This is a genomic window from Planococcus notacanthi (assembly GCF_030407825.1).
Classification (GTDB): Bacteria; Bacillota; Bacilli; order Bacillales_A; family Planococcaceae; genus Planococcus; species Planococcus notacanthi.
In genome coordinates this window covers 422,616-447,461 of the sequence record NZ_JASDCQ010000002.1, presented here as the reverse complement: position 1 = coordinate 447,461, position 24,846 = coordinate 422,616, and the positions used below count along the sequence as shown (strand labels likewise).

The window sequence follows — 24,846 nt, the reverse complement described above, 5'->3', positions numbered from 1 at the left end:
GGGCATGTTTCATTACAATACCGCTTCATTTTGTGACATATGAATTATGACGTCCTTATTTTAAACCTAAATTATGTAAAAAAACAATACTCTTTATACCATTCCATATGGTACATTGTTTTTTTATTTCTTTGGAAATTAGAAAACTGCGAGCCTTTTTTGGCTCGCAGTCCCAGCTTATTTGTTGGCTTTATGCACTTTTAGTGTTTTGCCTTTAACGGTTTTATCTTTCATCGCCTTCAAGACCATCGGGCCCTTGCCATTCAGAATATCAATGTATGTCACCGTATCCTGTATTTTAATAATCCCGATATCTTCAGCTGTCACTCCTGGAATGCTTGTTAATGTACCCACAAAGTCAAAAGCACGAAGTTTCTTTTTCTTGCCGCCATTGAAATACAACTTGAGGATATCTTTATTGACTTGCTCATTTTTGTTTTTCTTCAGCTTTGGACGGCTTTCAAGTTTCTCTGTGAAGTCCAGCATAGCTCCGTCCACTTCAGTCGGTGAAGGTGCCGTTCTGCGCGGAATTTCAAAGCCGATGTACTCTTCTATCTCAGCCAGGAATTTGTCTTCATGTGGTGTCACAAACGAAATTGCTTTCCCTGTTTTTCCGGCACGTCCTGTGCGGCCTGCGCGGTGTACATAGCTTTCTTTTTCCATCGGCAAGTCATAGTTGATGACGTGCGTAATGCTGTCGATATCAATCCCACGGGCAGCAACATCAGTCGCCACCAAATAACGGAATTCACCTCGTTTAAAATCATTCATAACAGCAGTGCGGTCTTCCTGCATCATGCCCCCGTGCAATTTATCACACGTGTAATAATGTTTTTCCAACTGTTCCATGACAAAATCGACATTGTCTTTGGTCCGGCAGAAAATGATGCAGCTGTCCGGATTCTCAACAATGGTCACATCCCGCAACAATGAAAATTTCTTTTGTTCCGCTACAACAAACAAGGAGTGATCGATTCGAGCGGTTAAAGTTTCCGTTGAAGCAATTTCAATATGCTTCGGATCAATCATGTATTTTTTTTGCAGATTTTCTACATTTTCAGGCAATGTTGCTGAAAACAGCATAGTCATGCGCTGTTTCGGCAATTTGTTGATGATTGCTTCCACTTGTTCCACAAAGCCCATATTCAACATTTCGTCCGCTTCATCAAGAACCAGGTACTCGATGCGTTCCAAGTTCAACGTACCACGTTCAATATGATCCAGCACACGACCCGGCGTCCCAACAACCACATGGCATTTCTGCTTGAGTTCAGCCTGTTGGTAAGCAAAAGGCTGTTTGCCATAAACCGCCGCTGCTTTGATGCGTTTGAATCGGCCGATGTTCGTTATATCCTCTTTCACTTGATCCGCCAATTCCCGTGTCGGTGTCAAAATTAAGGCCTGGGGTTTGTTTTCTTCCCAATCGACCAATTCGCAGATCGGAATTCCGAATGCAGCTGTCTTCCCGCTTCCTGTTTGAGACTTCACCGTTATATCAGTTTTTGAAAATGCGACAGGAAGGACTTTTCTTTGTACTTCTGTCGGTTCGGTATATCCAAGCCCCTCAAGGGCCTTCACGATCGGTTCACTTATGCCGTATTCTTTAAATTGCTTCGTATTCATGTTTGCTCTCCATCTCCGTTCAAAAATTTCAGGTTCTCCTATTATCGCACGGATTAGAAAATTCTGCTGTTAAACGATTATTAAGTTTTATCCCGCTCTAAAAATCGATGGTGCTGAAGAAAATTCCTATGTCTACGGTTTCCAGTTATTGATCCATCAGGCTCACTGAAACTTTAACATCCAAGGACTGGCTGCCGCCGCGATAAACCCCTTGCACCGGGCTGACATCATTATAATCCCGCCCTACGCCAACACGAATATGATTTTCCAGAGCTTCTACATTATTCGTTGGATCCAAACCTACCCAACCAATGCCAGGGACCATCACTTCCACCCATGCATGGCTCGCAGCATCCCCGACAAGTGCCGAATTTTCCCCCACATACAAATAGCCGCTGACATAACGGGCCGGTATGTACTTGCTGCGAAGAATGCCGAGCATGACATGCGTGATGTCCTGGCAAACCCCTTTTCTTAATTCAAAAGATTCTTCCGCTTTTGTATTGACCGTCGTTGATTCACCGTCATAAGTGAAATGCTGGTGAATATACTCCATCACGTCGATCGCATATTGCACTGGATTTTTCATAATGCCCAGCTCACGGTCGATTTGGCTCATTTGCTCCATTGATAAATACGTATACGCTGTATTACTCAAAAAGGCCAGGTAATGTTCTCCGAATAATTGCGAATGAAAAATGGCACTCATTTCTGGCGAATAATCAATCCGATGAATAAAGGGACTTTTTTGGATGCTGACGATGGATGTCGTCTTCACTTCTAAATGCTGGTGATGCTCAGCAATAAAAAAGGTCTCTACATGGTTTCCCCAAATGTCGATATGCTCCTTAGTCAAGGAAGCCGGTGTAATTTCCGCCCGGTAGGACAATAAGCGTTGGCATTCATCCGTTCTCGGCTTTAGCCGGATCGAGTTCATGCTTTGGTCTACAATTGTTTCGTATTGAAAGATATTGGTATGCTCAACTTTATATTTCATAGATGTTATTCCTTTCGCGCCCATGCTCTGTGATTGGCTGGACTCCATCGGTTTGGTCTCGGAATCGCTTAAGTAATAGGTTTTCGAAAAAATCTGGCCAACTTCATTGCAGCCATTCTGAAAATCATTCAGAAAATCCATAATTTCGTCTGAGTTCAGTTCATCAATATTGATGGCTTCAAATTCTTCCTGGAGTTGGTCCAGTTTCGCATAAAGCTGCCATGAATAATGAGAAATTTTCCCGCCTTCCAACTCATCGATTGCTCTGCGGACATGCGTAAGGCAATAGCGGATCGAACGCGGAAAGTTCGTATCGGCAATCAGGAAAGTCAATACTTTCTTCGGGTTCATCTGTGGGGGATTCACTTTTAAATACGCATTGTAGCCATTGGTCATCCGTAATGCAGCCAGCCAATAATAATAATCCTCCGATTGCGCTTCCAAAACCCGCTCTCTCGTACGTTCACAAACGACGTTTAAAATTCGGGCTGTCTTTTCTGCGCGTTCCAGCCATTTGGCGATTTTGATAATCTGGTAAGCGACTCCCCTCGACATGGAGGATTCCACGATTCCTTGTGTAGTCAGCGAGGTCAGCTTGACATGTTGAAGAAATTCACGCATTTCTTTGACAGTGCAGCTTTGCTGATCCATTTCCTGCAAAATCAAGTAACAGCCATTCCAGGCTTCCCAATAATCATCCGGAATGTGGTCCCGGCTGATTCTGGCGTTTTCACGGACGACTCTCACACAACTCGCTACGGAATTAAAATTGGCTTCTTCCATAGCCAAGTAGTGGACAAGCTGATCTTCCTGATAGCTTGGCAGGGACTTAATCTTTTCCATCGTTGCTGTCGAAGCGCATATTTCGTAAATCAATTTCCAATCGCTATCTCGAATCAACTCTTCGTCTGCCGCTTCAATCATCTGAAGCAATTGCACATCCAAAATACGGGCGTTGTTCTCTGCCCTCTCTACGTTTCTCGACATCCAATACAAAGAATTTGCCACGCGGCTCAGCATTAAGCGTCCCCCTCTTCTTCTCTTTTCTTAAACACCCATGTGTCTTTCCCGCCTCCGCCCTGCGAAGAATTCACAACCAAGGACCCTTCTTTTAAAGCAACACGTGAAAGTCCGCCCGGCATAACATGTGTGTCCACTCCCCGAACGACAAAAACCCTTAAGTCGACATGGCAAGGATAAAATTCTTCTCCTTGATACGCAGGGGCCCTGGACAGTTTAATGGTCGGCTGGGCAATGTACTGGTGAGGGGCTTCAATGATTTTTTCACGAAACTGTTCAATCAGTTCTTCTGATGCATGCGGTCCGACCAACATATCGTAGCCACCCGAAGCACCGACATTTTTTACCACCAATTCATGCAAGTGATCGAGCACCCACTCCCGCTCTTCCGGTTTATCCAATAGATAGGTTTTGACATTATCGATGATCGGTTCTTCATTCAAGTAATACCGGATCATCTCCGGCACATAGGCATAGATGGCTTTGTCGTCTGCCACTCCATTTCCAATGCCATTTAAAATCGCTACATTGCCTTTTCTGTAAGCCAGCAGCAACCCGGGAACACCCAGTGCAGATTCAGCGAGAAACGCTTCCGGGTCCAGATAATCGTCGTCTATCCGGCGGTAGATGATATCGACTCGTTTCAACCCCCGGATTGACTTCATGTAAACGATGTTCTTTTTAACAATCAGGTCTCGGCCTTCCACCAAATCGATGCCCATCTGCTGCGCTAGAAAGACATGATCATAATATGCGGAATTGTACATCCCAGGAGTCAGCAGAACAGCAAAGGCCTTGTCTTTTCTGGATTCCGGCGCATGGTCCAATATCGCCTGATGGAGATGGGAAAGCTGATGCTCGAGGGTATGAACCGATTGGCTGGCGAAAAACTCGGGGTAAACCTGACGCATGACGTACCGGTTTTGATACACATAAGACAATCCTGATGGATTACGCAAATTATCTTCAAGCACATGATATTTCCCGTTCTCATCACGGATCAAATCAATACCGGCTAGAAAAATATGATTTTTCAGCGGAATATCGATATCTTTTACCTGTTCGTCGTAATAATATGGATTCGCTTCAACTAAATGTCTCGGAACAATCCCATCCTCCAAGATGCGCTTATCGTGATAGACATCCTCCAAAAACTGATTGAGCGCTTCCGCGCGCTGGACCATTCCTTTTTCCACCACTTCCCACTCTTCAGATGGAATGATGATGGGCACAAAGTCAAAAGGCATGGTTCTTTCCGTTCCGACATTGTTGTTATAAACAGTGAAAGTGATGCCTTGCCTCAGAAAAGATAGTTGAGCTGTTTCATGTTTTTCACGCAGCTCGTCTTTCGAAAATTTCTGAAGTACATCAAAAAATTTTTGGTAATGTGACTTCGGCTTTCCATTTGGTGTAAACATTTCATCAAAAAATGCCCCTGTCGAATACGTTTTAAACAAAGAGACAACCCCCTAATACGTAGAATATTCAGACAAAAATGAATGAAGAAAAAGCTATGCCGCTTCTGGAAACGCGCATAGCTTAACTTTGTTCCATTATACCTAATTTACTTCCCGAATGTGGAATCATTTGAAGAAGAATCGTCTTTTTTCTTCGACTGGTTCGATAAGTCTTTTTTCAAAGAATCCGCATACTCCGTGCTTCCGCCATATGGTTTATTGGCTTCAGAAGAAGTATTGCCGGTAGATCCAGTGCTGCCGAATGTAGAACTGTCCGTACTCGACGAATCATCAACATCTTTTTTCAAGGATTCTGTATACTCCGTGCTTCCTCCATAAACGCCGCCTGTCGGCTTATTGGTGTTAGGGGAAACATTGCCGGTAGAGCTCGTCTTTGACTGATCAGTTGATGAACTGCTCGATTTGTCGACATTGCCGCCAACATCATCCTGTAATGTTTTATTCGCTTTATCCAAAGCATCTTTTTCTTTGTTCATCATATCCTGCTGTGCATCAATTGCCGTTTTCACTTTTTCCACCGCTTTATTGACTGTCGGCTTCACTTTGTCCACCATACCGCCTGATTGCTCATTTAAACGATCAAGCCCTTTTTTAATGTTCGCTTTCATATCTGCTTTGCTGGTTTGAGAGGTTTCGCTTGTTTGCGTTTTCTGCTGAGTCATTGCTGCACCGATTACAGCACCAAGGCCGATCAATACAAGTTTTCCAAACATACCGCCTGATGAATTTCTGGCCATTTGAATCTCTCCTCTTCGTTTTTGTATAATCACTGTGTATAAAGTATTGACTAAATCACTGACTTTTAAACATTTTAGGGAAAATAAAAGACACCTCGAAAAGTCTGGGTGTCTGGTCTCAGCATCTATGAACTTAGCTTTCCTTCTTCTTTCAAAACCTGTTCGAAAGCCTTGACGACTGTTTCATCATATTGAACCCCAACCAGATTGTTGATTTCTGCCATCGCGTATTCTGGAGAAAATGCAGTTCGGTAAGCTCTGTCTTCGGTCATTGCATCGAACGTATCGCACACGCCGATAATTTTAGCTTCCACTAAAATCTCATCGCCTTTCAAGCCAAAAGGATAGCCTCTTCCGTTCACGCGCTCGTGATGCTGTTCGACGATATCTGCGATGTCTGCATAAGGAGTGTCCCGGATCATGGCCGCGCCATCGCCTGGATGCTTTTTCACCAACTCAAACTCTTCGTTCGTCAATTTGCTTGGCTTTTTCAATACTTCTTCAGGAATGTTGATTTTGCCGATGTCGTGCAGGATGGAAGCTAACAATAAATTTTCCATCTGTTCTTTTCTCAATTTCATTTTAGAAGCAGTCTTAACCGCATAGTTAGCGACACGAGAGCTGTGATTAAATGTATAACGATCTTTTTTCTCAACAGCTTCTCCAATACTCTTTAACTTACTTACTATACTGCTTAAATAATGGAATACAGGAACAGTAGAAACTGACAGAAAAGTTAAATCAGTCAAAGTTTTAAATTGCACTGTACCTTCTAAGTTCTTAGCAGAGAGAAAGGTATCTGGTCCCAACCTTTTAACTTCACCGTCTATATCAGCTTCAATTTCACCAGACAGTATATAAAAAAACTCTTGCGAATCCTCATCTTGGCTGGGAAAAAGAATAAATATACTATCTGATAAAACTGTCTGCTTCATTAATTCAATACCGTTTCCACGTCCCAAAAGACTCAGTGTCGTGGCACCATTATTCACTTTTTCAAGATAACCGTCTGTTAATATGTCTAAGCCTTTCACAGACACACATCCTCTGCAGAAAAATACGAGAGTATAGAAAACTCTCTATACTCTAATATTACTTCATGTATTGTTATATGAACAAGATAATTACCAACCAACTACTAGAATAGGATCAATCAACTCTGGACCCTTAGGAAATGAAACCTCTACCAATTCTATCTCAACGACCAATCCGGCTTTCTCAGCCTTTTCAATTCCTTTAAGCGTCATTTTTTCAGCCTTTGCTTTTAAATCAGCAATGAGTTTTTCGTACTTCTTATCGTAGTCTGCTTTCAACTTAGCTTGTTTAGTTGGATCAGTTTGTTTTGCTTGCTGTTCAAGAAATTTAGTATGCATCTTTTCAGATTTAGCTACTGCTTTATCAATCTCTGCATAAATTTTATCATTTATTTTATTGACTTCCGATAATGCCGAGGCAATTTCCGGAGTCATTTCTGTTGCAGCGTCGACTTTGACCACTTCACCATTATCCGCTGCAAACACACTAGTACCTAATACCATTGCCATAATGAATGAAAATAATACAGCGATTAAGCTCTTTTTAAACATCCGTATTCCTCCTATTTCCAATTTGTAAGCAGGCAGTGAGATTTTAAAATTTTATAAGCAAAAGCCAATTATCTTTCTACTTTAAATTAACTTAAAATACCATCCCTGACCTAATATAGTATATCCTTCATAGGTCTTTTGCACAATCAAATATTGTATTATTTAGATAAAAGACTTATAGGTTACAGTGATAAAGTATTACTGTAATGAAGGATTATCAAATAGCTGTTACAAGGCTGCTATGGTCCATAAATTATACCTCATTTTTCTACTTTAAACGAAAATAGCGACGGTCATTCATCGACGACCCTCCCCTTCAAATTTCTCTTCGTTCGCGTCCATCCTTTCCACAGAAAAAGCTGCAGTTGAACTCGAAGATGAGTTTAACTGCAGCTTTTCTTCAACTCTATTATTACGCTTCTTTATCACGGCAATACAGTCGTCCCCATAAGGAAACGATCGCATTCACGCGCTGCTTCACGACCCTCATTGATGGCCCAAACAATCAGGCTTTGGCCACGGCGGACATCCCCCGCTGCAAAAACACCTTCTACGTTTGTAGTGTATTTTCCATATTCCGCTTTTACTCTTGAATTCACTTCTGTTTCTAACTCCAGCTGCTGGATCAAGTCTTGTTCTGGTCCACTGAAGCCAATGGCGATCAGCACTAAATCTGCTTTCCATACTTTTTCGGTGCCTGGAATTTCCTCGCGGATCCGATTGCCGTTTTCGTCTATCTTCAATTTCACATTGACCGTATGGACTTCTTTGACTTGGCCGTTTTCATTACCGGCAAACTTCTTGGTCATAACTGCGTAAGCTCTTGGATCTTCACCAAAAGTGGCCGCTGCTTCTTTATGGCCATATTCCACGCGGTGCACTTTCGGATATTGTGGCCATGGATTGCCTTTTTCGTCGCGGATTGCCCCTTTTTTGTCATAAACGTCAAATTGAACAAGGCTTTCACAGCCATGGCGAACTGATGTCGCTAAGCAATCCGTTCCTGTATCTCCACCACCGATGACAATGACATTTTTGCCTTCGGCCGAAATATAATTGCCGTCTTCAAAATTTGAATCCAGAAGGCTTTTTGTACTGGCGTGAAGGAAATCCATAGCGAAATGGACACCCTCCAACTCCCGGCCTTCCACATCAATATCACGATGAACTGTTGAACCCGTACACATGACTACTGCATCGAAATCATCTTTCAGTTTCGCAGAAGGGTAATTTTTTCCGACTTCTACGTTTGTGATGAAAGTAATTCCTTCCTGCTCAAGAATATTCACACGTCTGGTTACCATATCATAGGACAACTTCATTTCTGGAATTCCGTACGTCAGCAAGCCGCCTACACGGTCGCTTTTTTCAAATACCGTCACCATATGCCCCGCTTTGTTCAACTGGGCTGCAGCGGCAAGTCCGGCCGGCCCCGAACCGATTACGGCTACTTTTTTGCCGGTACGTGTTTTGGGTGGCTCAGGCACAACCCAACCCTCCGCAAATCCACGCTCAATGATCGACCGTTCTACTGTACGAATCGCTACTGGCGGTTCATTGATGCCGAGTACACAAGCTCCTTCACAAGGTGCCGGACAAGCCGTTCCTGTAAACTCAGGGAAGTTGTTTTTCAAGTGTTCACGGTGCAAGGCTTCTTTCCACTGGCCACGATAAACAAGATCATTCCATTCTGGGATGAGATGGTTTACAGGGCAACCGGTCGTTACATTATCCAATTCCATTCCGGTATGGCATGTCGGCACTCCACAGTCCATACAACGCGCGCCTTGTTTTGCCACTTCTTCATTCGACAAAGGAATTGTGTAATCATTCCAGTCCTTTGTCCGTTCAGCCGGTTGGCGCTCTTTGACTGTTTGTCTGCCATATTCCATAAATCCTGTTGGTTTCCCCATTGTTTCCCCTCCTACTCACGATTTCTCATGTTGTAATCACAGCACTTTTGAACATGAACGGCTGCTTCCGCTTTTCTTATTGTCTAGACTTCAGCACCTAGCTCTTCGGGATGCAAGCCATTCTGGCTGTGCGGCTGAAAAGATGCCGCTTCGCCAGAACGTCTTGTCCCTGTCAGAGCTGAACAGGCGCTTCCGCTTTTCTTATTTCCCGGCACCGGCCATTTTGCTTTCTTCGAAAGCGGCCATTTCCGCTTCGGACTTGGCCATGCCGCTGCTCTGTAATTTATTGATTCGTTCATTGATCTGAAGGTAAGCTTTAGGAATAACCCGGACGAATTTTGCGGAATAAATATCCCAGTGAGCCAACAAGCGCGTGCCGTTTGCACTGCTTGTGTAATGAACGTGCTTTTGAATCATTTCGCGCAATTCTTCGATTTCTGCAGGGTCGGCAAGCGGCTGCAAATGGACCATTTCGGCATTACAGCGCTCACTGAACGTACCTTCTTCATCGAGAACATAAGCTACGCCTCCTGACATACCAGCTGCAAAGTTTTTGCCGGTCTGCCCAAGAATCGCTACCCGTCCTCCCGTCATATATTCACAACCATGGTCGCCTACACCTTCGACAACGATTTTCGCTCCACTGTTTCTGACAGCAAAGCGTTCGCCAGCCACTCCATAGATATATGCTTCGCCAGCAGAGGCGCCATAGAATGATACATTTCCGATAATGATGTTTTTCTCAGGAAGGAAAGTTGAATCGAGTGCCGGATAAACCGTAATCTTACCTCCCGATAACCCTTTTCCGACAAAGTCATTGGCATCGCCGATCAGGTTCATCGACATCCCTTTTGGAATGAATGCACCGAAACTTTGTCCGGCCGATCCTTGGAAATTCAAATTAACAGTGTCCTCAGGCAAGCCTTCTGCACCGTAACGTTTTGAAATGGCACTCCCAACAATCGTTCCTGTCGCACGGTGAATGTTACGGATTGCCGTTGCCACTTCAACCCGCTCGCCATTTTCAATCGCCTTACGGCAACGCGGCAACAGTTCCTGGTAATCCAATGTCTGTTCCAATTCATGGTTTTGTTTAACCGTCGCATAACGGCCTACTTTTTCAGGCAGGTCCGGCTGATACAATAAGGCGCTCAAATCAATGCCGCCGGCTTTCCAGTGATCGACAGCTTGATTGGCTTCAAGAACGTCTGTCCGTCCAATCATTTCATTGATGGTACGGAAGCCCAGTTCAGCCATCAGTTCACGTGTTTCTCTTGCGATAAAGCGCATAAAATTCGCTACATGCTCCGGATCGCCGCCGTATTTTTCACGCAGTTCGGGATTTTGAGTTGCAATGCCGACAGGGCACGTATCCAAATGGCAGACGCGCATCATGACACAGCCAAGTACAACAAGCGGTGCAGTGGAAAATCCGAATTCTTCAGCGCCAAGCAGAGCCGCTGTCACTACATCGCGGCCGGTCATCATTTTGCCGTCTGTTTCTACGACAATCCGATCACGCAGACCGTTCAACAGCAAGGTTTGATGCGTTTCAGCCAAGCCGATTTCCCATGGAAGCCCTGTATGTTTCAGGCTTGTTTTAGGAGCCGCTCCTGTACCGCCATCATAGCCGCTGATCAAGACAACGTCCGCCCGGCCTTTAGCAACACCTGCAGCAATCGTCCCGACACCAACAGCGGATACCAATTTAACGCTGATTCGCGCATCTGGATTTGCATTCTTTAAGTTAAAAATCAATTCAGCTAAATCTTCGATTGAGTAGATGTCATGGTGCGGCGGCGGTGAAATCAATTCAACGCCGGTTGTAGAGCCGCGCACTTCAGCAATCCAAGGATAAACTTTCTTGCCAGGCAAGTGTCCGCCTTCTCCCGGTTTCGCTCCCTGGGCCACTTTGATTTGGATTTCATCGGCATTCACTAGGTAATGGCTCGTTACGCCAAAGCGGCCGGATGCCACTTGTTTAATGGAGCTGCGGCGATTGTCGCCATTTTCGTCCGGAATAAAACGGGAAACTTCTTCTCCACCTTCACCAGAATTGCTCTTTCCGCCGATGCGGTTCATTGCCACCGCTAATGCTTCGTGTGCTTCTTTGCTGATGGAACCGTACGACATGGCGCCTGTTTTGAAGCGCGCACAGATTTCTTCTATTGTTTCCACTTCTTCGATCGGCACAGGCGTCCGTTTCTTAAAGGACATCAAACCGCGCAGCGATTGAAGATTGGCCTTTTCATCCGTCAACAAGTTCGTATACTTCTTGAAGACATCGTAGTTATTAGTCCGGCATGCATGCTGGAGTGTGTGGATTGTCTTTGGATTGTACTGATGGTTTTCTCCATTTTCACGGTATTGGAATTCATCGCCGGATTCCAGGGCCTGGTCGTCTCCTTGAGCAACCGGATAAGCTGCCGCATGTCTCATAAGAACTTCTTTAGCAATGATATCTAGACCAATTCCGCCTAATCGTGAAGAAGTTCGTGTAAAGTATTTATCGATTACGTCCATATGAATACCGACAGCTTCAAAAATCTGTGCACCACGGTAACTTTGAATGGTTGAAATTCCCATTTTGGATAGAACTTTAATAATGCCGTCTGTAACAGCTTTAACGTAAGTCTGTTCCGCTTCCTCAAAATTCATATTCGGAATATCTTCTATTTCAATCAAATTTTTGATTGTATCGAAAGCCAAATATGGATTTATGCCTTCCGCTCCGTAACCGAGCAACGCCGCAAAATGATGGACCTCGCGCGGTTCTGCAGATTCCAGCAAAATGCTCATTTGGATTCGGGTGCCTTCACGGATCAAATGATGATGCAAACCTGAAACAGCCAATAGCGCAGGAATCGCTGCAAACTCCTCATTCACTCCCCGATCGGATAAAATGAGCAATTTCGCCCCTTCTCGTATCGCCTGATCGGCTTCCGCAAAAACAGCTTCCAACCTCTGTTCCATTGCTTGCTCCCCATCATTTTTCGGAAACAGTATAGAGATGGTTGCGGTCTTGAAATCAGGAACATGTTGCTGACGCAATTTTTCAAGTTCCATATCTGTCAAAATCGGCGTTTCCAGGCGGATATGGCGGGCACTTTCAGGAGTCGGTTGAACCAGATTCGCTTCTGCACCAATGGTTGTACGGGCTGCTGTAATAATATGTTCACGAATCGCGTCAATTGGCGGATTCGTAACTTGAGCGAACAATTGCTTGAAATAATTGTAGAGAAGCTGAGGTTTTTTAGACAAGACTGCTAAAGGCGAATCATATCCCATCGAACCAACAGGATCTTTCCCATCTGTTGCTAGCGGCTTGATAATTTTTTGAACTTCTTCCATTGTATAGCCGAAAGCGAGCTGGCGTTTAATCAAAGGTTGCGCATCGTCAGAGTTTGTAGGTTTGACCGGCTCCGGCAAATCTTCCAAATCAAACATATTTTTCTCGATGAAATCTTTGTATGGCAACTCTCCTGCAATCTGCAGCTTGATTTCTTCATCGGGAATAATTTTGCCCTCTTCTAAATCCACCAGCAGCATTTTCCCTGGACGAAGACGGTCTTTATAAATGATGTCATCTGCAAATATATCAAGTGCGCCTACTTCTGAGCCCATGACGATCATGCCGCTCTTCGTCACATAATAACGTGCAGGCCGCAGGCCGTTTCGGTCAAGGCAAGCCGCAATCTGTTTGCCATCTGTAAAGACCAATGCAGCCGGTCCGTCCCACGGTTCCATAAGCGTACTATGGTATTCATAGAAATCTCTTTTTTCCTGTTTGATGGTTGGATCATTGACCCAAGGTTCCGGCACCATCATCATGGCTGTATGGGCAAGCGATCTTCCAGACAAATGCAGGAATTCAAAGCAATTATCGAACATTGAAGAATCACTGCCGGTTTCGTCTATGACAGGCAGTACTTTTTGAAGGTCCTCTTCATTGAAAGCGGGAGATGTGCAAAGCATCTGACGAGCACGCATCCAATTGACATTTCCTCTAAGGGTATTGAATTCACCGTTGTGGATTGAGTAGCGGTTAGGGTGTGAACGTTGCCAGCTTGGGAAGGTGTTCGTACTAAAGCGAGAGTGGACGAGAGCCAATGCTGATTTGAATTCGGGATGGTTGAGGTCTATATAAAACGAATCGAGTTGTTCCGGGATAAGCATGCCTTTGTAAACAATCGTACCTGCTGAAAGGCTGCTGAAATACACATCTTTAAATTCTTCTTTGCCGACCATTTCCTGTTCAATCCGTTTGCGGATGACATATAAACGGCGCTCAAGGTCAATACGGTTTTCCAATCCATGTGCAGCACCGATAAATACCTGGCGAATCACAGGCTTGGTTTTTGAAGCGACTTTACCGACAAACGAATCGTTGACCGGAACCGGACGCCATCCAAGACAGACTTGGCCTTCTTCTTGGATAATTTGGTGGATCAATTCTTTGGTTTTCATACGCAAATCATAATCTTTTGGCATAAAGAGCATACCAATGCCGTACTTTCCTTCTTCAGGCAAAGTAATGCCTTCTTTTTCACATTGCTTCAGGAAAAAACGATGGGGAATTTGCGTCAGAATCCCTGCACCATCTCCTGTGCTCGTGTCAGATGATTGGCCGCCTCGGTGCTCCAGGTTGCACAATATGTTGATCGCATTTTGAACGATTGCATGTGATTTTTCTCCGTTAATATTGGCGATCATCCCGATTCCACACGCCTCGTGTTCCTGATCTGGATGATATAGTCCCTGTGGGATTGGATACTCTTTCTTGCTCATCAAACCGCCTCCTTCATTACACTCATGTGTCATAATGTTTTGATAGTATATCATAAGTCTGAATATATATACAATTCCCCCAAGTAAAAAAATATCAAAAATAAAAGCCGAAATCTTATATCCACATTGCAAGCGCTTCCATTTTTATTGCAAGAAAAACAAACGTTTACTCCGGAATATAATGTATAAATATACAGTCTAATTAATTCACCAAATAAAAAAACCCCGTTTTATACGGGGTTTTCCAACTTATATTTATTCAGTTATTTATGGCATCAAAAGAATGAATCGCTTGTAAAAAGGCTTGTCCATACTTTTCAAGTTTGTTGGCACCTACACCGTTGACCTCCAAAAATTCCACTTCATTTTTAGGGCGTCTCGCCACCATATCCTGTAATGCTTTATCGGAGAAAATAACAAAAGGCGGCACTCCCGCTTCATCAGCCAGCTTTTTCCGAACCACTCTGAGTTCTTCAAATAACGGATCATTAGAGGAAATTTTCTTAGTGACAACCGCGCCTTTTCTCAAAACCTGGCGTTTGCCAAGCAATACATCTCTGCCACCATCAGGAACATAGATGGTCGGAAACGAACCTTGTTCAACCGCCAACAACTCCTGCGAAATCATGAATTCAATTAAATTCGACACTTCTTTGGCATTTTGGTGCTTAAGAATTCCATAGGTCGACAATTTATCGAAACCAAAATCCAGCACTTTTTTATTGCGGGAACCGGTCAATACCTGCGCTGTCATAGCCTTGCCGAATTTCTGCCCCATCCGAATGACGCAGGACAAAACCATTTGAACATCTTTCGTAACATCCATGCTTTCACGGTCATCCAAGCAGCTTCCACAATGGCCGCATGGTTCAGCTGCCGTGTCGCCGAAATAATGAATGATAAACTGCTGCAGGCAATTTTCAGTATGGCAATAATCAACCATCCCTTGCAACTTCACCAATTCCCCCGGAATTCGGCTTGGATCCTGGGCCTGATCAATTAAGAAACGCTGTGTTTGGACATCCTGGGAAGCATACAATACGATACACTCACTCGGCAGCCCATCACGGCCTGCACGGCCTGCTTCCTGATAATAGCTTTCCATGTTCTTAGGCAATTGATAATGGATAACAAATCGGATATTGGATTTATCGATTCCCATGCCGAAGGCGTTTGTCGCCACCATGACAGTCACTTCATCATTAAGAAACCGTTCTTGGCCGATCTTTCTTTCATTGTCAGGCATGCCGGCATGGTATTTTGCAGCCTTAATGCCTTTTTTAATGAGCATTTCGTATACCGAGTCCACTGTCTTTCGAGTGGCGGCGTAGATAATCCCCGCTTCTTTTTCGTTTTTTTCCACGTATTCTTTTACAAAACGTTCCCGGTCCTGACCGCGAATGACGGAAAATGTTAGATTTGCCCGTTCAAAACCAGTCATAATGGTGTGTTCTTCTTCGATATTCAAAATCCGGCAAATGTCTTCACGCACTTGGGGCGTTGCAGTAGCAGTCAACGCCAATACAGTCGGATTATTCGGGAACAGCTCCGTCATCCGGCTGATCAAACGGTAACTTGGGCGGAAATCGTGGCCCCATTGCGAAATACAATGTGCTTCGTCAACAGCAATCAGCGGAACATGGACTCCCTGAAGTTCATTCAGGAACATTTCTGAGTCTAGACGCTCTGGCGCAATATAAAGCAGCTTAATGGCACCGCGTTGCACATCCATAAGCGTTTCCCGCACTTCATCAAAATCGAGGGAGCTATTTATATAAGCAGCTGGAATCCCAGCTGCCAAAAGTGCATCTACTTGGTCTTTCATCAATGAGATCAGAGGCGACACGACAATGGTGGTCCCTTCCATGACCAGTGCCGGAATTTGATAGCACATGGACTTGCCTCCGCCGGTCGGCATGACGCAAATTGAATTATGCCCTTCAAATACCTGGGTAATGGCTTGTTCCTGGCCGATCCGGAAGGATTCATAGCCAAAATGGGACTTCAATAATTTTTTCGCGCTTTCCAACAAAATAGAACACTCCTAATACTCGTATCGTATGAGTTAGCTTACCACATTTTTGCGCCTTTTTCTTTGACGAAATACCGAGAAAAACTATGAAGATCGAGACAAATAAAAAAACTGTCCTCAAGCATACGCTCTCAGGACAGTTTTTCATCTTGCACTTTTTCAAGCAGGAAGAAAAAGGGCTGCTGTTCTCCCTTCAGGTCCATCATGCCAAGCAGTTTCCCTTCTGCCACTTTCCGAAAGTGGTCAAGGATCGGCAAATGGTCATAGATCATCGCCGCACTCACTTTCCCGCGATACTCCACCATCCGCATACGGGCTTCACCGCCAACCGCTTTTGTTAATTTCTGTTTTCTCATAAAAGGAACTGGGTCGACTGCGATCACTTTTCCTTTTTTCACTTCAAACAGCAACGGATCCACATTTTCTGTATCATGGAATGCTTTCCCATACCAATTCAGTTTCTTTAAGACACCGTCTAATGGATGGCCAGTAAGAAATTCTTTTCCTCTCCAAGTTCCAAGAAGCGATTCCAGATCAACCGTTTCCAATGAATCAAATAATTGGCAAGCAGCATGAAGATCCGCTTCTCCTTTTTCCAGCATGGCAACCAACTCTGCTTGGCGCTCCATCTTCGCCCCTCCTTCAAATCTCCATTCTCCACCGTTTCGCCTCTTCTTCTTTCATTTGCTTTTCTGTTTCTTCAGGAAAAGCTGTACGGAATTTATGGTGATCAAGAGGTATAACTTCAACCATCTTCGCAATCATTTCAGCGGGATCATAGTGACTCTCTAATGCACGATCAGCTTCTTCCATATCTTCTTTCCGCGTAAAATGAATTTCTTCATCGAACCACTTCCATTTAGCCTCTGCACTGCGATCGTTAAAACCTGTCGCAAAAGCTCCTGGATTAATGGTTGCCACTTGAACTCCGTGGCTTTCCAACTCTTTTTGCATCGTTGTGGCAATGGCTTCGATCGCATGCTTAGTTGCAGTATAAGGACCGACATAAGGAGTCGACATAATCCCTGCCATAGAAGACATGAAAATAATCTTGCCCTTTCCTTTATCCACAAATTTCCGCGCAGCAATTTGAGCTGTTTCTAAAGTACTGAAAACATTGACCTCAAATAATTCCCTGAAGTTCGCCATCGGCACTTCTGCTAGGGCACCGCCTTCATTTATAGCAGCATTGGCTACAAAAATATCAAAATCATATTCAAGCATTTGCGCCAAGTCCTGCGGATTTTTGATATCCATTTTAAATATATCCAAATCAAGTCCTTTTGCTTGGGCTTCTTCCTTTAAAGCCGTTACTTGAGGAGCTGTTTCCACTGGCGCAATCACTTTATGCCCTTGCTCTGCAAGCCCGAATGCTGTTCCTTTCGCCAACCCGCTTCCTGCTCCTGTAATAAAGATTGTTTTGCTCATAGTCTCATCCTCCATAATCCATTTTACTTTATGTCTTCCCGGAAGCATTTGGAATAAACAAGAAAACAGGGAATATCGCTTTAGGCAGTTCCTCTTGCTGGCTTAGTCGTTTCTGAAAAATCAAAACGCCTATTCCCCTTTAAGGAATAGGCGTTTTGGTTATATTGGGCCTTCAGGCAATCAGTTAGTTGCGGTTCCATAACTGCCCATACGGCGTTTAACTTGAATGAAAGATGCAGCTTCCGCAATTTCATGCTGATTAAGCGGCTGGTCATCCAACATTAGATTGTAATCGTTTAAAAAACTTGTATTTTGAAGATCCACATTGATTGTCCGTTCGCTGCGATCCAACAAACTGTCGACTGATATCTCAAAATAATCTGCAAGTCTCTCGAGATGCACTACAGACACTTGTTTCTTTCCACTTTCATAAGCCCAAACCGTGCTTTTTGCAAAGCCGATTTCTTCTGCCAATTCTTCAGTAGATAGACCCTTTGCTTCTCTTAAGTCCTTGATTCGTTTGCTTAACTGTTTCATTTACACTCCTGCTCCCTAAATAATATTCTAACTATTTTAAATATACTGCACCTTGCGCTTTTTCACAATCTTTTTTGGATAATTCTTTAAAAAAGTGTGAATAATTAGTGAACACTAACTAAACATTACTAATTATGGAAATTTAATAGGATATTTTATTTACTTAATTTACCACATTATTAATTATTTGAAATTGCAGGTAAATAGGCACGTCAAACTTGGAAAACCGCTCTAGTGCCACTTCACCTATGTCCATTCGCGAAATATCATTCTAATCAGAATTAAATAATTATTCCAATAAAACATATTTCCATTTTTTCGCGTTGATAATCCTGGATTCAGTTATCGAAAAAGGTCTATTTTACTAGATAATAAATTTATTTTGATTTTTTTAACTAAAAAAAGTATTATGTTAGAATAAACAAATGGAGGTTAGTGTAATGTCAGAAAAATATTCTCGACAAGAGATTGTCGATAGCGTTCCTCAAAAAGGCTTCTTTGGTCAACCTAAAGGACTTTTTACGCTATTCTTTACTGAGTTCTGGGAACGGTTCTCCTATTATGGGATGAGAGCCATTCTGGTTTTCTATATGTACTACGAAATTTCCGATGGCGGACTCGGCCTTGATCAAACAACCGCTTTATCTATCATGTCTATTTACGGTTCTCTTGTTTACATGTCCGGAATTATCGGCGGCTGGCTGGCAGACCGGATATTCGGAACCTCGAAAGCTGTATTTTATGGCGGTATCCTGATCATGCTTGGGCATATCGCTCTTGCAATTCCAGGTAATCTCGCTTTGTTCTTTGTTTCCATGGTCTTGATTGTCCTTGGTACCGGGTTATTGAAACCGAACGTTTCGAGTGTTGTCGGTGAAATCTATGCAGACAATGATGACCGCCGTGATGCCGGCTTCAGCATTTTCTATATGGGTATTAATATGGGTGGCTTCCTGGCGCCTTTAATCGTCGGTACTGTCGGTATGGATATCAACTTCCATCTGGGATTCAGTATTGCAGCAGTCGGTATGTTCCTTGGTTTAGTGATTTTTATCGCCACAAAGAAGAAAAATCTTGGATTGGCAGGAACAGTTGTACCGAACCCATTATTGCCTTCAGAACGCAAAACAACAATTCTGATCTTCACTATTGCTGCTGTGATTATTGCAGCGGCAGTCGCTATCGGAATTCCAACAGGTCTATTGACTTTTAACAGCTTCGTTGCACTTGTCGGTATCTTTGGTATTTTGATTCCAATCGCTTATTTCACGGTTATGTACCGCAGCAAAAAAACAACAGAAGTGGAACGCTCACACCTGTTGGCTTATATTCCATTATTCATCGCCTCCGTTATGTTCTGGGCAATACAGGAACAGGGATCAACTATTCTTGCCGCCTACGCTGATACGCGTACGGACCTTGAATTCGCAGGAATCACTATTTCCCCTGCCTGGTTCCAATCCCTGAATCCTTTATTCATCATTACACTGGCTCCGGTTTTCGCTTGGCTTTGGGTTAAACTGGGAAGCAGACAACCGTCTATTCCACAGAAATTTTCACTCGGCCTGCTGTTTGCCGGCTTATCGTTCCTGGTTATCCTATTACCGGCCTACTTTGGCGGACCAGCAGCATTGGTTAATCCCCTTTGGCTTGTCTTGAGTTATTTCATTGTTGTACTGGGTGAACTTTGCCTATCTCCGGTGGGACTATCAGCAACTACCAAATTGGCGCCTGCTGCTTTCTCAGCTCAGACAATGAGTTTGTGGTTCCTATCCAACGCTGCCGCTCAGGCAATCAACGCACAATTGGTTAAATTCTATACAGTGGAAAACGAAATGATGTACTTTGGAATCATCGGAGGAGCTTCTATCGCCCTCAGTATCCTATTGTTCATCTTCGCTCCACGTATTCAGCAATTCATGAAAGGTGTCCGTTAACAAGAAAAGCGCAAGCTGCCATGTAGATTCGACGGGCATAAGACGCACTGGCGTAGCGGCGTTTCTTCAGCCGCATAGCCAGAGTGGCTTATGACCCTAGAATCTGGCAGCTGGAACTGGACAATAAGAAAAGCGCAAACAAGCTCGACATCAATTAACGAACATCAATACACCAATAAAAGCTTCAAAAAAAATGCCCGGCAGCTTAAAACTGCCGGGCATTTTTTCATGTTTCTTCTATAATATTAGTTTTCTATGATCATTCCCATTTGCCGTGCAAAAGCGATCGCCTGATTTGGAGACACTTTGCACCCTTGAAGTTTTTCAATCGAAACCTGAATGCTTTCGAAGGAATTCGTGCTAAGGTCGATGCCCTTAAGACTGGTTTCCGTGAAATTGACATCATTCAATTCACACATTTGGAATTCGCTGTTTTTCAGTCCCATTTGATAAAAGTCTGCAAAACGCAGCGAGGAGGAAACGAAAGAAACGGTGTTGCATAAAGTAAAGCCGAAGGTCGCGTAATTCATCAGGCATTCTTCGAAAAGAGTGTGGCGGATTCCTGCTTCCGCAAAATTAACGCCAAGCAATTTGGAGTTTCGGAACTCAGTCCGATGGAAAACTGCACGGCTCAAATCCGCATTTGACAGATCACAGTTCAGAAACACGACATCGACAAATTCCGAGCGCGGCCAGCTTGTCTCCAGAAAATTGACATTCTCAAATACCACCTTGTCGATATGAAGTGCTTCTTCAGTGGCGAAGTCGATCGTTTCCTGAGAGACCCGGCAATTGCTTATGTAATTATCATCTAGGGCTGTTGAGAAAGTACGGGTTTCCAATTCCTTTGGGATAAGCGGCGTCAATCTTTTAGATTTCTTCATCAATATTCTCCTTTTAAGCAAAGAAAAGGCTGCCTCGATGGCGAAGCAGCCTTGTTTAAGCTATTTGTTTTTCACTAATTCTTTGTCCAGGCAAGCATCAATAATTTCAGGCAAATCGATACGGTCGTCTGTCACTTCCGCTTGATATAATTTATTGTCATGCATGAATTTAAAGATCCCGTTATCAAAATCAGTACCGATTTCTTTAAAGAAAATCCCTTCAATCTGACAGTTTTTCGATTGCGTAAAGTTGATTTTGTAGCTGTCCCCATCTTTCACCAGGTAGCAGCGTACGCCTTTCTCGAATTCGTCCCCTTCAACGCCTTTGACTGTGCGAGCCACTGAGACAACATGCAGATCAACAAATGGAATTTCGCGAAGCAGCATATTGAGGAATGATCCTTTTGTGATTTCTTCCCATCTGCTTCTGGCAGTTTGCCCAATGATAATTTGCGTGATGTTGAATTCATGAGCCACTTCTGCAATCACTTTTGCAGAGGGGCGTTTTTCATTGTCACGAACAATAAACTCTTCAGCTTCGTATTCTTCCGCAAGCTCTTTCCATCGTTCAATATAAGAAGCCTTTTCAGCGTCAAATTCGTTAATAGATGTCGGATCCACCGTTAAAATGTACAACGGGCAATCAAGCATGCTGGCAAGTCGATGGCCACGGCTGATTAATCGTTCGCCATTAGGACCATAAAACACACATACCAGGATACTTTCATCCATTCGTCCTCTGATTTTTTTCATTTATGTTCACCCCCCTGAAAATATAATGTCTATCCTGAAATTCAAAACCATGAAATTATACTTCTTCTATTTTAAAAAATCAAGGGCTTTTGTGCACATTCAAATTACAGTTCTCAAAAAGAATTCTCTTCTTTCCACTTTGGCGCTAGCTGAGAAATGAAAAATCCCCGGATTTCCTGTATAATTTACATTGACTGCTTTGGGAGCCCTTATCATATCATATTGCAGGAAAAGCGAAACCTTTTTCCCTTATTATATACCCGCTCATTGATTTTTCCATTCATTAATGATTTTTTAACTCATTTCAGGAGGTTCTGCCGTGTATTTATTGATTATCGCCATTTTAATTCCTTTCATTGCTACCGCTTTGATTCCACTTATACATAATCGCATAGGCAGTTTGCATATCGGCTGGCTCGTTCTGCTGGTACCTACTGCATTGTTCATCATTTTCGCCTTGCAAATTCCTGCTATTTCAGTTGGCGAAGTCCTTAACCAGACAGCTAATTGGATTCCCTCATTAGGCATCAACTTTACCGTTTATCTTGATGGACTCAGTTTGATTTTGGCTTTACTGATAACCGGTATGGGGAGCCTAGTCGTTCTTTACTCCATCTACTACCTTTCACCATCCGACTCCTTCCCGCATTTCTATGCTTACCTGTTGTTATTCATGGGGGCTATGCTCGGTGTCGTTCTATCTGATAACCTCCTTGTGCTCTATGTCTTCTGGGAATTGACCAGCATCTCTTCTTTCCTGCTGATTGCTTTCTGGTACCATCGTAAAAATTCGCGCTACGGCGCACAAAAATCTCTGCTGATCACTGTATTTGGCGGATTGGGGATGCTTGCTGGATTCATGATGCTGCATTCCATGACCGGCACCTTCAGCATCCGGGAAATTATCGCTGTCATCGGCCAGTACACAGACCATGCGCTGTTTTATCCGGCGATGTTCTTAGTGCTTCTTGGCGCGTTCACTAAATCAGCACAATTCCCATTCCATATCTGGCTGCCGGATGCGATGGAAGCACCGACACCGGTCAGTGCCTATCTGCATTCTGCCACGATGGTAAAGGCGGGGCTTTATCTAGTTGCCCGTTTCACACCGATTTTTGCCGGCAACGCTTCCTGGTTCTGGACCATCACTATTGTCGGGCTTATCACCTTATTCTGGGGGGCATTCTGTGCCGTCCGGCAGACGGACTTAAAGGCCCTGCTCGCTTATTCAACGATCAGCCAACTGGGTCTGATCATGAGCTTGTTAGGACTTGGCTCAGCAGCTATGTATTTCGGCGACGGTGAACAAGGGGCTTTATACGGTTTAGCCATTTTTGCAGCCTTGTTCCACCTCGTCAACCATTCCACATTTAAAGGTGCACTTTTCATGGCAGTCGGTATCATCGATCACCAGGTCGGCACACGTGATATACGGCGTCTGGGCGGCTTGATGGCCTTCTTGCCGATCACGTTCACATTTGCTGTCATCGGCAGCTTTTCAATGGCGGGGCTGCCGTTTTTCAACGGTTTCCTAAGTAAGGAAATGTTTTTCACAGCTACGGTCAATGCGGCCGGACTCCCAGCTTTCGGCGTTTCTGCATGGGGCGTGCTCATTCCTGTTATTGCCTGGATCGCTTCGGTCTTCACTTTCGTTTATTGCATGATTTTGGTATTCCGCACGTTCTTCGGTTCATCTCAGCTGAAAAAGCTGGACAAACAGCCTGTAGAACCCTCAATCGGTATGCTCATTTCACCTGCCATCCTTTGTATATTGATCATCGGTTTGTTTTTCGCCCCTAATCTATTGGGGGACTATCTGCTTCGGCCGGCATTGAACGGTGTAATCCCTGGAATTTCAGGTGCAGCACCTCAGATTTCGGCATGGCATGGTTTTAACACTGAATTGTTTATGACGTTGGGAATCGTAATTGTAGGGACGCTTCTTTTCCTTACTTTCCGCAGCTGGTTTAAAATCTACCGCCTGCAGCCTGCAGATTGGACGTTCACCGTGCTTTATAATTCTTTCTTGAAGGATTTGAAAAGAGTTGCCAATTGGATCACAACCCATTATATGACTGGCCACTTGCCAGCTTACTTTGCCTATATCTTCATTTTCTTTATTGCCACAGCCGGCGGCGCACTTCTCATCACTGGTGCGTTATCCGTGGATTTGATGGCCGATTCACCCATCAGCATTTATGAGGGCATGCTTGTAGCCGTAATGGCAGTTGCAGCAGTCAGCATCTTATTTGCCAAGTCCCGCTTGACAGCTATTTTACTGAATGGTGTGCTTGGCTTCTCCATCGCCATTTTCTTTGTGTTGTTCCGCGCACCGGATCTGGCATTGACGCAATTGGTCATCGAAACGGTGACCACCACATTATTCCTGCTGTGCTTTAACTTTTTGCCTGAATGGAAAAAAGAAGATTCTCCAAAACGGACAAAAATTCGGAACGCACTTATTGCCATCGGCGGCGGAGTGACCGTTACATTGATCGGCTTGACCGTCAACAGCGGGGAATTATTCGAAAGCATCTCCGGGTACTTCGAAGATTCCTATGAACTTGCAGGAGGAGAGAATATCGTCAATGCCATTTTGGGCGATTTCCGCGCTTTTGATACTATGCTGGAATCACTTGTTCTGTTCATTGCCGGACTTGGCGTCTATACATTGATCCGCTTAAAAGTTGGAAAGGGGTCGGGAAAAGATGAACATCAATGATGTGATTTTAAAAACCGTATCGAAAGCCGTTGTTTTGATTATTTTAACTTTCGGCATTTACTTGTTCTTTTCCGGCCACAATGAACCGGGAGGAGGATTTATCGGCGGATTGGTAATTGCTTCGGCATTTGTGCTGATGTTCCTATCCTACGATTCGGAAACTGTCAGCGGAGCATTGCCCATCGATTTCAAGAAGCTCTCTGCACTTGGTGTATTGTTGGCAATGATCAGCGGAATAGCCCCGATGTTTTTCGGCGGGGCTTTCTTAAGCCAAAGCTTCGGCTATTTCGACTTGCCGATATTCGGCAAAACCGAACTTGCCACCGTCACCGTATTTGAAGCCGGCATCGCGTTGACTGTAGTCGGCGTTGTCGTGAATATTATTCTTAGCATAAGTGAGGATGAGTAGCC

17 protein-coding genes are annotated in these 24,846 nt (G+C 44.0%); 3 read left to right on the top strand and 14 right to left on the bottom strand.

Annotated elements, in window-relative coordinates; genetic code table 11:
• Positions 1-177: 177 nt before the first annotated feature.
• From QMA01_RS09680 to QMA01_RS09625, 12 genes are all read right to left on the bottom strand, one after another.
• Positions 178-1,623 (bottom strand): DEAD/DEAH box helicase, encoded by a 1,446-nt coding sequence (locus QMA01_RS09680; protein WP_203340076.1) that lies wholly within the window; start codon positions 1,621-1,623, stop codon positions 178-180.
• A gap of 145 nt (positions 1,624-1,768) precedes the next feature.
• Positions 1,769-3,640: an alpha-E domain-containing protein gene (locus QMA01_RS09675; RefSeq protein WP_290183852.1), complete on the bottom strand. Its 1,872-nt coding sequence runs from the start codon at positions 3,638-3,640 to the stop codon at positions 1,769-1,771.
• Positions 3,640-5,097 carry a circularly permuted type 2 ATP-grasp protein gene (locus tag QMA01_RS09670; protein WP_290214872.1) on the bottom strand — a complete coding sequence of 486 codons (1,458 nt, stop codon included), beginning with the start codon at positions 5,095-5,097 and terminating at the stop codon, positions 3,640-3,642. The genes QMA01_RS09675 and QMA01_RS09670 overlap by 1 nt, the downstream gene beginning before the upstream one ends.
• A 107-nt stretch (positions 5,098-5,204) precedes the next feature.
• The gene (locus QMA01_RS09665; protein WP_290214871.1) at positions 5,205-5,855 is read right to left on the bottom strand and encodes a hypothetical protein; all 651 of its coding nucleotides are present in this window, start codon (positions 5,853-5,855) and stop codon (positions 5,205-5,207) included.
• A gap of 125 nt (positions 5,856-5,980) precedes the next feature.
• Entirely contained in the window at positions 5,981-6,889 is a 909-nt protein-coding gene (locus QMA01_RS09660) for an HD domain-containing phosphohydrolase (RefSeq protein ID WP_290214870.1), read from the bottom strand.
• 90 nt (positions 6,890-6,979) lie between these two features.
• Complete coding sequence (locus tag QMA01_RS09655) at positions 6,980-7,441, bottom strand: hypothetical protein (RefSeq protein WP_290214869.1); 462 nt, start codon at positions 7,439-7,441, stop codon at positions 6,980-6,982.
• Between the two features lie 425 nt (positions 7,442-7,866).
• Entirely contained in the window at positions 7,867-9,354 is a 1,488-nt protein-coding gene (locus QMA01_RS09650; protein WP_290214868.1) for a glutamate synthase subunit beta, read from the bottom strand.
• Positions 9,355-9,555: 201 nt separating this feature from the next.
• A complete protein-coding gene (gene gltB / locus QMA01_RS09645) occupies positions 9,556-14,142 on the bottom strand; it encodes a glutamate synthase large subunit (RefSeq protein ID WP_290214867.1) in 4,587 nt (1,528 codons plus the stop codon).
• 259 nt (positions 14,143-14,401) lie between these two features.
• Positions 14,402-16,174, bottom strand: a complete 1,773-nt coding sequence (gene recQ / locus QMA01_RS09640; protein ID WP_191714891.1) for a DNA helicase RecQ — start codon at positions 16,172-16,174, stop codon at positions 14,402-14,404.
• A gap of 131 nt (positions 16,175-16,305) precedes the next feature.
• The gene (locus QMA01_RS09635) at positions 16,306-16,803 is read right to left on the bottom strand and encodes a DUF4334 domain-containing protein (protein ID WP_290214866.1); all 498 of its coding nucleotides are present in this window, start codon (positions 16,801-16,803) and stop codon (positions 16,306-16,308) included.
• A 13-nt stretch (positions 16,804-16,816) separates the two neighbouring features.
• Positions 16,817-17,602, bottom strand: a complete 786-nt coding sequence (locus tag QMA01_RS09630) for an SDR family oxidoreductase (protein WP_290214865.1) — start codon at positions 17,600-17,602, stop codon at positions 16,817-16,819.
• Between the two features lie 180 nt (positions 17,603-17,782).
• On the bottom strand, positions 17,783-18,139 hold the full coding sequence (locus QMA01_RS09625; protein ID WP_191714888.1) for a helix-turn-helix domain-containing protein: 357 nt from the start codon (positions 18,137-18,139) through the stop codon (positions 17,783-17,785).
• A 440-nt stretch (positions 18,140-18,579) separates the two neighbouring features.
• Here QMA01_RS09625 and QMA01_RS09620 point away from each other — a divergent pair, with 440 nt between their 5' ends.
• A complete protein-coding gene (locus QMA01_RS09620; protein WP_203340086.1) occupies positions 18,580-20,076 on the top strand; it encodes a peptide MFS transporter in 1,497 nt (498 codons plus the stop codon).
• Between the two features lie 245 nt (positions 20,077-20,321).
• Here the strand turns inward: QMA01_RS09620 and QMA01_RS09615 are convergent, their stop codons facing one another.
• Both QMA01_RS09615 and QMA01_RS09610 read right to left on the bottom strand, forming a co-directional pair.
• Positions 20,322-20,960, bottom strand: a complete 639-nt coding sequence (locus QMA01_RS09615; RefSeq protein WP_290214864.1) for a pentapeptide repeat-containing protein — start codon at positions 20,958-20,960, stop codon at positions 20,322-20,324.
• A 60-nt stretch (positions 20,961-21,020) separates the two neighbouring features.
• Positions 21,021-21,713: a universal stress protein gene (locus QMA01_RS09610; RefSeq protein ID WP_203340088.1), complete on the bottom strand. Its 693-nt coding sequence runs from the start codon at positions 21,711-21,713 to the stop codon at positions 21,021-21,023.
• 319 nt (positions 21,714-22,032) lie between these two features.
• On the opposite strand from QMA01_RS09610, the gene QMA01_RS09605 reads away from it, so the two are divergent.
• Entirely contained in the window at positions 22,033-24,435 is a 2,403-nt protein-coding gene (locus QMA01_RS09605; protein WP_191714884.1) for a Na+/H+ antiporter subunit A, read from the top strand.
• Entirely contained in the window at positions 24,422-24,844 is a 423-nt protein-coding gene (locus QMA01_RS09600) for a Na(+)/H(+) antiporter subunit B (RefSeq protein ID WP_290183847.1), read from the top strand. Before QMA01_RS09605 ends, QMA01_RS09600 begins: the two co-directional genes overlap by 14 nt.
• Positions 24,845-24,846 lie beyond the last annotated feature (2 nt).